The 10,693-nt window shown below is 51.2% G+C and carries 11 protein-coding genes; 1 reads left to right on the top strand and 10 read right to left on the bottom strand.

Translation table 11 applies throughout. From position 1 onward, the window contains the following. From WW58_RS03665 to WW58_RS03650, 4 genes are all read right to left on the bottom strand, one after another. Nucleotides 1-354 (bottom strand): hypothetical protein (locus WW58_RS03665; RefSeq protein WP_046435453.1); only part of this gene is annotated, 354 nt, incomplete at its 3' end. Nucleotides 355-389: 35 nt separating this feature from the next. Continuing rightward, nucleotides 390-1,949, bottom strand: coding sequence for a hypothetical protein (locus WW58_RS12900; protein ID WP_012420395.1), 1,560 nt, complete (start codon nt 1,947-1,949; stop codon nt 390-392). 23 nt (nt 1,950-1,972) lie between these two features. Next, nucleotides 1,973-3,670: a terminase gpA endonuclease subunit gene (locus WW58_RS03655; RefSeq protein WP_012420394.1), complete on the bottom strand. Its 1,698-nt coding sequence runs from the start codon at nt 3,668-3,670 to the stop codon at nt 1,973-1,975. Next, nucleotides 3,667-4,170 carry a winged helix-turn-helix domain-containing protein gene (locus WW58_RS03650; RefSeq protein ID WP_012420393.1) on the bottom strand — a complete coding sequence of 168 codons (504 nt, stop codon included), beginning with the start codon at nt 4,168-4,170 and terminating at the stop codon, nt 3,667-3,669. Before WW58_RS03650 ends, WW58_RS03655 begins: the two co-directional genes overlap by 4 nt. Nucleotides 4,171-4,228: 58 nt before the next feature. Between WW58_RS03650 and WW58_RS03645 the strand changes: the two genes are divergently transcribed. After that, on the top strand, nt 4,229-4,699 hold the full coding sequence (locus tag WW58_RS03645) for a hypothetical protein (RefSeq protein ID WP_012420392.1): 471 nt from the start codon (nt 4,229-4,231) through the stop codon (nt 4,697-4,699). Here the strand turns inward: WW58_RS03645 and WW58_RS03640 are convergent. The 6 genes from WW58_RS03640 to WW58_RS12895 form a co-directional block, all read right to left on the bottom strand. Continuing rightward, nucleotides 4,689-5,210, bottom strand: coding sequence for a hypothetical protein (locus WW58_RS03640; protein WP_143245875.1), 522 nt, complete (start codon nt 5,208-5,210; stop codon nt 4,689-4,691). The genes WW58_RS03645 and WW58_RS03640 overlap by 11 nt on opposite strands. Before the next feature lie 236 nt (nt 5,211-5,446). Beyond that, nucleotides 5,447-6,820, bottom strand: coding sequence for a hypothetical protein (locus WW58_RS03635; protein ID WP_012420390.1), 1,374 nt, complete (start codon nt 6,818-6,820; stop codon nt 5,447-5,449). Then, complete coding sequence (locus WW58_RS03630) at nt 6,813-7,652, bottom strand: hypothetical protein (RefSeq protein ID WP_012420389.1); 840 nt, start codon at nt 7,650-7,652, stop codon at nt 6,813-6,815. Before WW58_RS03630 ends, WW58_RS03635 begins: the two co-directional genes overlap by 8 nt. After that, nucleotides 7,649-8,428, bottom strand: coding sequence for a hypothetical protein (locus WW58_RS03625; RefSeq protein WP_012420388.1), 780 nt, complete (start codon nt 8,426-8,428; stop codon nt 7,649-7,651). Before WW58_RS03625 ends, WW58_RS03630 begins: the two co-directional genes overlap by 4 nt. A gap of 1 nt (nt 8,429) precedes the next feature. Continuing rightward, on the bottom strand, nt 8,430-10,550 hold the full coding sequence (locus WW58_RS03620) for a tape measure protein (RefSeq protein WP_012420387.1): 2,121 nt from the start codon (nt 10,548-10,550) through the stop codon (nt 8,430-8,432). Continuing rightward, a complete protein-coding gene (locus tag WW58_RS12895; protein ID WP_012420386.1) occupies nt 10,547-10,684 on the bottom strand; it encodes a hypothetical protein in 138 nt (45 codons plus the stop codon). The genes WW58_RS03620 and WW58_RS12895 overlap by 4 nt, the downstream gene beginning before the upstream one ends. Nucleotides 10,685-10,693 lie beyond the last annotated feature (9 nt).

The following is a 10,693-nucleotide window of genomic DNA, read 5'->3' as shown; positions in this document are numbered from 1 at the left end:
GATAAAAGCCGGGTAGTCCGAGACTGTAAAAATCCTGCGGCCTTTGGTCTCCGCATGGACGGCCTCAACGGTCAAAGATACCGCATCAATCATTGTATAGGCACCATCCTCCGCAAGGGTCAGGACATCTTTTCCCAGCCGTGCCCACACCTGCACCGCCTGCCAGTCCTCACCCATGCCCACCAGAGAGGCAACGACGGCCTGCATGGCCGGGGTCTGTTCCGCTGGTATCTCGTCCTGCGTATAGCGCGCCGGAGGTCTATAACCGCCCTTGTCCTGATAAATGGCCGTCAGGGTGAATTCTCCCCACTCGCCGGGCCGGGGAAACTGTATCTGTATCTCTGAATTATTCATGCTCAATCTTCGGTAGTCGTTTCTTCCGTCGTTTCTTATTCGGCTTCCGGGTCAACAAAATCCTCCACCGCCTCGGAGACAATGATATTGCTCTCCATGGAGGAAAACCCGTAATACGCCGGATTGACATTATTGCAATGCAAGTGCATCGTCGCCGGAAGGAACGCTCCGGCCAACGCCCAGCTGTTGGCATTCTCCATATCAAGATAATATCCGGAAAAGGGATAAATATTCTCAAAGCAATGGACTCCCCTCACCGTGGCGATCTTGACGCAGCCGCGGGTGGAATTCCCGCCATGCAGCAGCCACAACGCTCCCCTGTCTTCGGTATCATATCCTCCGTCCTGGTATTGCTCGTAAACCACCGCGTACACGCAGACGGGATAACCGGAATTGGAAGACGTCTCCGGCGCGAGGGCCTGCGTCGTCTTCATCTTCCATTTCTGCTCGGCATTGGAATAATAAATCTCCCGGACACGAATGTGATACCCCCCTGCGGCCGCGTCCCGGACATGATCAAACGTAATATCGATAATCTCCCCAATCCTGTAGCCGCCCGCCGCCTGATCCGGCACCAGCGTAAATGCGTCCCTGTCCCTTCCCATGCGCACGACCGTTGTCATCTGTCCGAACCTGGCCGTGAATTTAGCGCTGACAGCCGGAAGGCGCACCGGAGCCACCCACCCCCGGATGCTGGAATAATTGTGCATGGGCCTCGCGTTGGTCACGAGGCCGCATTTCACGGTAAAGGCGGAATTAGCCGGGACGTTGAAATAAAGGGAATTGGGTTCCTTGTCTGTTTTGAAAACCGTCCCGTTGGAAGACGAGCAATTCGCCGGGAGCGGATAACACCTGACGGAAAAAGCATCAGTTACGGCAGCCAGCCCGGCGGCGTAAAGGCGGTTGACCGCTGACATATCGGTCAGCGCCCCCGCGGCAAGCGGGATGTTGATACCTCCATTGGCGTTGACGGCCCCGTCAAACGTGCCTCCCGCCGCGGTGATATTGCCGTCCAGCGTCATGTTGCCGGATGCGTCCACCTGCGGAATGGCCTCAAGGGCCTGTTGGGCCGCCGTGGCGGATGTCGCGGCACTTTCTGCTGATTTTTCCGCTTCTTTTTTGGCATTCTGAGCATCGTTCCTGGCATTTGAGGCTTCTTGAGCAGCGGATTCAGCCCGTTCAGCAGCATCCACGGAAGGATCGATAATTTTCACCTCTCCTTCCGCGGCGTCAGGGATCATGATTTTCACGTCTCCAATTGTAACCACATCTTCACTGCCCGGCGGCGTAACACGGGAAGCGGCCTGGATTTCCCCTTTAATCAAGGGGCGCTCCGCCCCATCAGGAGAGGTCATGAAAAGGTCATAAGCATGCGTTCCGGCCTTGAGAGGGCTCCACGACAAAAGAGCCGTATTGGCGTCTACAGGCTCGCATTTGATGGCGGCGGCGCCAGGGCCGCGGACAGCACAACGGAACTCATGGCCGGAAATATCTTTTGCGGCGCCGGCACCGTCCACAAAACGAAGCGTCACCGATTGGGCAATGCCGCTGGTAGTGGCCATGTCAAACGGGGCTGCCTGACTCAGAATCATCATATACTAGTGCGCGCCCGTTGCGCTTAAATCATCCGGTGAATCATGGCAAAAATCACCGCCATGCAGGAACAGTCCCACATGTGGGAATTATTACCGGACGCAAGCCATTTGAGAGAAACCCTCCCCGTGCGCTTGTCTATGGACTCCTGTTTGCTTTCAGCCTGCATCTGCTTGATGTACTCGGCAGAAACATCATGGGGAACCTTGAAATGCCCCGATTTAATCCGCGCGGCAAGAACGTCCTTCGCCCGCTGGGAAGAAAAGTTGAAATGAAGGCATTGAATCCCCTCCACCATGTGCCGCTCAAGAGGCGCATAAATCAATTTAATCCCCCGCCCCCTGATTTTATGCACGTATTCTTCCTTGACCGTCCCATTCATGGAAAACCAGTGATGAAGCCCGCATATCTTCCGCACGGCATCCGTATCAAAAGCGCAGTCCAAAGCAACGCAATGATCAGGCACGTTAAACTCCGCCTGTTTACGTTCAATATCCTCCAACGTTTCAAGACGCCCCTCTGAAAGTAAATGGAAAGCCCCTCCGGCATCCACGCCGTAAACAGTATGCCAAAAGTGCCCTTTCTGGACATCTACCGTTAAGAAGCGCGCCCGTTCGTTTTCCACGGCGTACCCCTCCATGCTTTCCGCCGTGAGCGGGATTTTCAACACGTCGTCTTTCTCGCCCAAATCCACAATGTTTTGAGCAAGCCGCTTCTGGATAAACTTTTTCAGCGGTTCTATATCCCCGTTCCTCTTCTTTTTATTGGCCAGGATCCATTCCACGGCCAAATCCGCCCATGATACCCAGTAACAGGCCAAAGCATTAAAATTGTAGCTTACGATCTCCGGCAAGGCGCTCGTATTGCCGGAAAACACGTACTTGCCGCCGCCGGCCAGATGGCGCCGGTTGTGAACAGTATCCTCTATTTCGTGCAAACACCGGGGACAAACCATTTTGACGGATTCCTTAAAACGTTCCCAATCAATATTTTCTTCTTTGCTGTAAATGACATCCCGCCAGTCATAGGCATTCCATCCCTGGCAGCCGGGGCATTGCCAATGGTAATGGTGGATGCGGCCCTTTCCGTACTCGTCAACCCAGTCCGTCCCCTTGTCCCCTCCCTGGGAAACCATCAGGATTTTACGGTTGAACCGATCATGGTGGCGGGCCAGGAACTCCCGGACCATTCCCTTTTCCCACGCCCACATTTCATCACCAATCAAATACCGGCAGGACTTCGACTGCAACTGCCCCTTGGTAGCGGAGACCATCCACAAGTTCATGTGCGGAAAAAGAATCTCCGTTTTCCTGGCCGCATGCCTTTTCTTCGGCAGCAAGTTTTTTAAAGCCTTATTATCCCGGAATGTGGGAAAAAGCCTCGTTTCCGCGAAATCAGAGGTTTCCTGTTCATTCTGGAAAGCGACCAAGGTATTCCCCGCATCATTGGCAATGAGGTAATTAAGCAAGCCGACGAACAATGTCGACTTTCCGGAACCGGTGGGAGCCATCAGGTTAATGTGCCTGACCGTGCCGTCATTCAGGAATTTGTCAATGGGTTCCAGCAGAAACGGGCTCAACGTAAAATCAATATGGGTAGACCGCGCCGATTGCTGGTCTACCACGTTTTCACGTATCCATTCTATCGGCTCCACGTCCATTCCAGCGGATACGTTATCCGCGAAAAGATTCAGAAATCCGGCAGCCTTTTCAACGTCTCTCATTGTTCCGCCCGGCTGATTATCTTGATCTGGGCCCTGGATTCTTCCGCAATGGAATACAGAGCGGCCTTGATTTCCTCCCGCAGCATGGGAACCATTTCCGCAGCCGTCAATCCTTCCATCTTCCCCGGCAGTTTATTTTCAAATGCCTGGAGAACGCCTTTGGTAATACTGGCCAGATGTACGACAAGCTCATTCACATCTTCCATGTCCACCAGCCGGGCCTTATCCTTTTCAAGCTTCACGCGGGCCTGTTCAGCCTGCAAATTCTTGTAGGTAATTTCCGCAGCAAGTTTCCTTTTTCTCAGTTCCGCTACCCCTTCCTCCGGAGCGTTTTTCCCAATTTCTGGAGAAGCAGGTTCAGCAATTGGATTTTCCTTCCTCCTGGCTTCAATCAGCTCCCGGATTTGCGCATGCGTCAGACCACGCTTCACGTGGTACGTGATCGTGCTTTTATTGACGCCCAATTGCCGGGCAAGTTCCGCCTGTGAAATCCCTGCCATTATTCCCTTCTTTACATATTATTATATCATGATATATTGATATGTAAATACACCAAGCATGGAACCGCAACAGTCATACTACACAGCACATACGGATTTTGAGTATCCGGAAGAAGGGCAGGAGCAGGAAAACGAATTTCGGGAACGCGCCCTTGAAATGATCCGGATCATGTCCCTGGCCCTGTATCACGTCATTAACAGCCGCACTCCCAATGTCACCGCATTCGGCGTGGCATACGCTCTGGGGTTGACGTCTGTGCTCGGAAATGAACGCATGGCCCAGAGGGCGCGGAAACTGGGCGTGCATAAAGCGGCCATTTCCCGCGCTGCTTCCAAATTCCTTGCTGAGAGCGGACTCCCGCCCTCCCTGATGATGCAGCAGACGGAACATGCGGCCATGAAGCGCCGCCCTGTCAAAAAGCTGGAGGCACCGCGGAAAAAGACGCCGGAACAAATCATGAAAGCATACGGCACGGGAAAGAAACGTTTTGAGGAAAACCAGATGATTCTGGATCTGTTCAAAGCCTGAATCCTTCCGGTTCACCCGGGTGAAGGATTTCCCACATGATACGGGCGCAAGCTTCCCGGATGGTACAGCCTGATTGCTGGATGATCGGCTCATAAAAATCCTGCTGTCCGCAGTGAACGGCAGACACGCGGCGGGCCAGTTTCGCCAGCTTTGATAACTGGCCAGAATCACATGTTCTGATGCCGATCAGGTACTTGCCTCCCTGGAACTCAATGACATCAACCCCCTTGCGGCCGTACAGGTACAGAGCCAGCCTGGAAACGGTCACGTCCTCCGGATAATCCTGATTGCGTGTCGGGAATTCACGCGTTACCAGGATATCAAGAGCATCACTGATGAATTTCCGCGTTACCCAATAACATACTCCGGACCAGGCGAATGGAAAGGCGCACTGATATCCCCCTGCCAGTTTCCTGCGCTCAAACAGTGATTTCCGTATTTCTTCAAGGGACATCAGCAGTGTATCAGCGTCTATTTTGATGATGGGCTCCCGGCCCGGGATATCACGCATGCAGGACAACATGCCGCGGATACATTCGAGGCCATTCAAGTTCCTGTTGCGTTCAAAATAGGTCTTTTTGTAAATGATGTCCCTTCCCCTTGGGATGTCTTTTCTTGCGAGAGGGGCTTTTCCGTCGTCAAACAGGTAAATCGTACAATCAGGATCAACCCGGCGGATTTGACCAACGCACAATTCAAGGCATTTATAATCTTCTCTATAACAGAATATTGCGTAATTCATTTTTATTAATTTATTGGTGAATAAATTTTGGAAGTCACAATCCATTCCCCCTGCTGGATATAGATTTTCCCGTTTTCGTCCCGGTGCAGGCGTAAGGCGTGGTCAGTGTCGCAGGCCAACGCTGTCCAGGAATCGCTGATCAGGGCTCCGTCCCCGCCGCCGGTCGTGTTGGACGTATCGACCTCAAGATCAAGCTGTCCATTCCGGTCATACAAGGCAATAGTCGTGCCGTCCGGCAGGGTGTGAGGATCCTTGACATAATCAAGCACAACATACTTCCCATTTTTCCGCAAAGGGGCGCGAAAACTCAATTCTTCCGCGTCGCCTCCAGGAGTGACCGCAAGAGACAATACTCCCCTGGTGGCCCTGGACAGCTTGATTTTCCACCCTCCCCATAAATCATGCTCCGTATCATCAATTGTCAAATCCACCTCGCCTTTCAATCCCTCCTGCGACACACTCAGGTCAACGGGGATTCTTCCCTCTTGCCCCGTTGAAGAAGAAACCGTGGAATCAATCCTGACCTGCAGGATTTCCGTCTGGATGTTATGGCCATCCGCCCCTTTTTCCGTTTTCCATTCAAGGCCGTCTCCCGGCTGCACCTGCTGAAAACTCCGTGAATCTTTGATTCTCACGCCAAGCCTGACCGGCCCATCTTCTGCCCCGCCCTCCCCTTTCCCCTTTTTCTGCACCAGCCATACCTTCAAATTGCTGTCGGCACCCAAATCTTCTTCTTCTTCACTGGAAGATTCAATATTCAGAGTCAGTTCCTTTTCGGTCTCTTCTTCCTTTTCGTTCTTTTCTTCCTTGAGTTCCAGCGCGCACAAAGGATCCGTCTTGAGCTTGAATTTCTCAAATTCCCATTTGATTGCATCCCAGTTGATACAGGTAATTCCTTTGTGCCTGTAGATAATGGATTGGTCGCGTTCCTCAAACTCGCCAACAATAATGTAGGCCTCACCCTCTTCTGCCCCCGGCGGTTCTTTCCCTTTTTCCAGGATTGCAACATAAGCCTCCCATGTGTCCGGATCATAGGTCACATGAACCCACACCTTATCGCCTGATTGGAAGGTTGCTTCATATTCGCTGATTTCCATGCATTCCGTTTTCAGCGATATTTTTTCTTCCTGTTCCTCTTTGTATGCGGACAACAGCACACCCCCGGAGATCTTGCCGGAAAGGCTACCTTCCTCATCATCCGTGATTTCCACCAAATCAAAGGCCAGGGGGCGGGAACCGCGCTGATAAGGGGAAATGAAAACGTTCTGCCCGCCGCCACCGCGCAAGGCTGTTTTGCCATGCGCGGCCGCATTGACGGCATTTGTAAGAGCATTGGCCCAATCCGCCTTAATTGGGTCACCCTTGGTGATATTATCCATTTTTGTACAGGTCCGCAGACCAGCCTCCGGGGTTGGATTGGGTGTATTCTTCCGTAATTTCGTATTCCCGATTGCCTACTTTGTGGACGGAATACCGGGTAAAGAGGTAATCAAGCTTATACTCTTGCACGTTCGTTGCGCCTCCAAACTCGCCGCCCTGGACAATCTTACCCACGCGTTCCACCTTGGACGGTTCCACACGGCGCGCCGTGTAGGTTTTCGTGATGACCGTATTGTTCTGTGATATTTTTTTATACCCGAGCGTGATATACGGCGTGATGGGCGTAACGGGCAATTGAATATGTCCCGGCGTTTCGTCTTTTTCGCATTTCAGCCGGTACTGTCCATTGCTGCACATGACAAGGCCGCCGGACAAATAAACGGCCAGAATCAGCATATCCCCCTCCGGATATTTGCTGCTTCCGTCCGGATTCCGCAGCTTGTAATAGCTCAGCAAGGGTTCAAGAGTCATATTTGAACGGTCGCTGATCTTGACTTTGTATTTCTCGCTCGCCTCACCTCCGCCTTCCGGATCATCCGGGGATGGGTTGCCCTCCTCATCCTCTTTGACACCTTCGGATGGATAGGAGTACGTTACGGTGACCTTGTAAGCTGTCGGAGAATGCAGGGAGATTTTATAACCCGTCGCCACCATGCCGGGAGCATTGGGATTGGTTGACGCGGCCGCCCATTTGGGACGCCGGAACCCGGCAATGGGAACAATTTCCGATTGCGAGACGGTACGGTTCACTCTGTATGTCCCGTAGGCCTGGTGACTACCGGCATCCGGCGTAATGTCCGTGTTAATCCGTAAATCGTTTGTCCAGATCATGAGCCAATAATCAAAATTCCTTCTTCTAAAATCTGGGAGAAGGATTGCGTGGTTTCCATGTTCCGCCCATAGGTATTCTTGTCTTCCCCCATCTTTACGAAATTGCCGCCTCCCGCAGAAATCAATGATTGAAGGGCGGCATCAGGCCCCTTTCCTTCCGTGGTCGTGATGGAATAGGAGCAGGATCTTGTGTAATAGTCAGTGATTCCCTTATTAATGATCTTGTTGAACAAGTCAGAAAGTTCCTGGGAGTATTTAACACCCCCCAGGCCGAAATCATACGGATCTTTCCTCTTCAGCCTGGAATCAATCTTCAATGATTCAATATCCACGCGGCCCGACATAATTGCTTCATAAGCTTTCTTCAGATCCGGATTATCCTGAAACATGGATTTGAAATCCGGATGGTCAAAGATGCTCTTGCTCGCCACGCCGGCCGTAAATTCCCAGGTGGTTTTCGTGTCTTTGGGGTCAAAGTCCCATGTGTCCGGATCTCCGGGTTCCGGATCGTCAGGCTCTTCATCCTCCTGCGGAGCGTCTTTTTTAAAGGTACAGGACGTTTTCCACAAATCCGCCATCCGTGAATGCTGGTAACCGGACAGGGTCAAATCCGTGAAGCCCGGAACATGGCAATGCAGAGAGTAAGAAGGAGTGAATTTCTCCCCGGGGGGCGCCACGTAAGAAACGCTTGCCGACCAGGAGCCATCATCAGACATGGATGCTTCAAAGTCTCCCTGCCATCCGTACCCGCCTGTGTGTTTAATATCCTTGTTCATGTCAGCTAAAGAGGGCAACACCGCCTTTCTCGGCCTTTTCCGCAATCGTCCTGAGGTATCCGTTGGAAGTCTGCACTTCCTTTGTGAGGGAGTCCACGGCAGCGGAAAGGCCGGCATCCCCCTTTCCCACCAGGCTAAAGAGGGAACCGAAACCAGACCCCACACGGGATACGCTTGAAAGCGTCTGCTGTACTGCGTCAAACCGCGTTTTAAACGCATCGGATATTTCCTGCGCCCGCGCCCTGGAATCCTCTTTTTCCTTTTTCTCCCTTTCCCTTTTGTCCTCAATCTTGTATGTCAGGGAAACCTTCTGTTCCGCCAGCCCCAGGGCGTCATGCTCATTCATGCCGCTTTTCACGAGGGATTGCATTTCCTTCCGCACATCCCGCTGCTTTTCCAGTTCGCGCCGCTTTTCCTTTTCGCCGTCAAGTTCGGCCTGCATGATGGCAATTTCTTCCTGCGCATCCTGTCTCACATCATTAACGGCTCTGTTCTTTTTATTTAATTGAGCGTTAATTTCCCGGATGGAGTCAGCCACGGATAACAGCTTTTCATATCTCGTGGCTGCATTAAAATCTAAAGCTCCTGCTTGGAATTCTTTTTCAAGTAATTTCAATTCCTCTTCCAAATCATCCAAGGAAATATGTTGAACAGCGGCTAATTCGTCTTCAAGCTGTTTCTTTAGACCATCGACTGATAAATCATCCTGTTTCTTTTTAGGCTTTTGCTTATTTGCTTTATCTCTTGTTTCATTAAGCTTCTCCATTGCATCGTTCAAATCAGCGGCAGCCCTCGCTTCCTTCTGATTGTTTTCTACGATCTCTTTAATTGATTGCTTCTCATTCTCCCTCCACAAAACTCCTTCTTCTATTTCCTCAAGAAGTTCTTGACGGGCGGCAATCATCCTGTCAATAGCCTCAATTTCCGCCTTTGCTTCTGCACTGTTTACGCCATCGTTTGCAATATAATTCTGACGGATGCCGCGTTGTTTAATAAGATCATCCCATTCTTTACCTAGCCGCTCTTGAACAAGCTCAATTTCATCATTGCTTTTGGCCTTGGATATTTCTTCCCTGATTTTATCAGATGAACCGTAATCAATCAGATTTTTCCTTTGGTCATACGTCCCCTCTTGATATGGATTTTCCCACTTTCCATTCACAAAAATCCCTGTAAGACCAGCAAAACCAGCCTGAACTCTAGATAACATGATCTCAAAAAGAGATAAATTCTCTTGATTCATGGCGTAAAAATGAAAACCAACCTCGGAGGCCTCTTCTATTCGAGATGTCAGGTACTGAAAAAGCCCGGCCGTTTTTGAGACATTATCACTCACCAGATCCCCCATAGTATTTTCAAAAGTAGCCTTGAGCGTTTCCCATGAACCGATGGTCGTATTAGACAATGCGGAATTCTTCCCGGAAAATTCCGCGTCACGCATTTTCTTCATGGCGTTCACGTACTGGTCAGCGGAAATTTCCCGCTTCTTGGCGAGCTCAACAACCTGTCTTTCCGCCACGCCCATTTCTTCCGCCAAAGCCTTGATAATGGGAATGCCCTGATTCTGCAGCTGGTTAATGGCCCGTGAATCGGCAAATCCGTTTGCCATCACCTTCGCCCATGAATTGGAAAGCTGCTCTGCGGAAATCTTTCCGGACGCGGCAATATCTGCAAAAACTTTCGACCAGCTCATGATAGCCGTATTATTTGTCCGAAAATGCATGGCCAGGTTTTGAGCGGCTTTCCCTAAATCGTCCAGGCTAACAACGCCATTTGCCGCCAGATGATCAAGCTGGGACTGCAAATCCCTGGCCGACTCAATATTTTTTGTATAGGAAGATAACTGTACCGCCATGTATTCATCATCCATCGCGTCATTGATTCCTGTTTTGACAGCGCTCCATGCCGCCCCAAATCCTGCCGCGGCAGCGCCGGCAGCCGTAATTGCAGGCAATAACTTCTTGAAAGACGCCCCCAATCCCTCTACGTCAGCCTTACCGCCCTTAGCAACACGCATATTTGCCGCCTGCCCCGAGGTCTCGCGGATCTTTTCCTTAATGTTCTCCAGTTCTTTGAGCAATTCCGAAGAATCTCCGGAGAATTTAAATTTTACGGCACTCATTCTTCAACATCAACAGGCTTGTTAAACAGAGCGTCCAAACGCTCCAAATCAGCATGATCCACCTTCCGGGCATGGGTGTAATAACAGCTTACGCCATTTGCAACACACTCGCTCATCAGGAACTGCAGGATCATGCTGTAGGG

This window comes from Akkermansia sp. UNK.MGS-1 (genome assembly GCF_000980515.1).
GTDB classification, from domain to species: domain Bacteria; phylum Verrucomicrobiota; class Verrucomicrobiia; order Verrucomicrobiales; family Akkermansiaceae; genus Akkermansia; species Akkermansia muciniphila.
This window is presented reverse-complemented; position numbering and strand designations above follow the sequence as displayed.

Bases quoted from the DNA above. Each gene is read 5' to 3' on its own strand.
- WW58_RS12900 (WP_012420395.1), bottom strand. From the start codon at position 1,949: ATGATGATTCTGAGTCAGGCAGCCCCGTTTGACATGGCCACTACCAGC.
- WW58_RS03655 (WP_012420394.1), bottom strand. From the start codon at position 3,670: ATGAGAGACGTTGAAAAGGCTGCCGGATTTCTGAATCTTTTCGCGGAT.
- WW58_RS03650 (WP_012420393.1), bottom strand. From the start codon at position 4,170: ATGGCAGGGATTTCACAGGCGGAACTTGCCCGGCAATTGGGCGTCAAT.
- WW58_RS03645 (WP_012420392.1), top strand. From the start codon at position 4,229: ATGGAACCGCAACAGTCATACTACACAGCACATACGGATTTTGAGTAT.
- WW58_RS03640 (WP_143245875.1), bottom strand. From the start codon at position 5,210: ATGCGTGATATCCCGGGCCGGGAGCCCATCATCAAAATAGACGCTGAT.
- WW58_RS03635 (WP_012420390.1), bottom strand. From the start codon at position 6,820: ATGGATAATATCACCAAGGGTGACCCAATTAAGGCGGATTGGGCCAAT.
- WW58_RS03630 (WP_012420389.1), bottom strand. From the start codon at position 7,652: ATGATCTGGACAAACGATTTACGGATTAACACGGACATTACGCCGGAT.
- WW58_RS03625 (WP_012420388.1), bottom strand. From the start codon at position 8,428: ATGAACAAGGATATTAAACACACAGGCGGGTACGGATGGCAGGGAGAC.
- WW58_RS03620 (WP_012420387.1), bottom strand. From the start codon at position 10,550: ATGAGTGCCGTAAAATTTAAATTCTCCGGAGATTCTTCGGAATTGCTC.
- WW58_RS12895 (WP_012420386.1), bottom strand. From the start codon at position 10,684: ATGATCCTGCAGTTCCTGATGAGCGAGTGTGTTGCAAATGGCGTAAGC.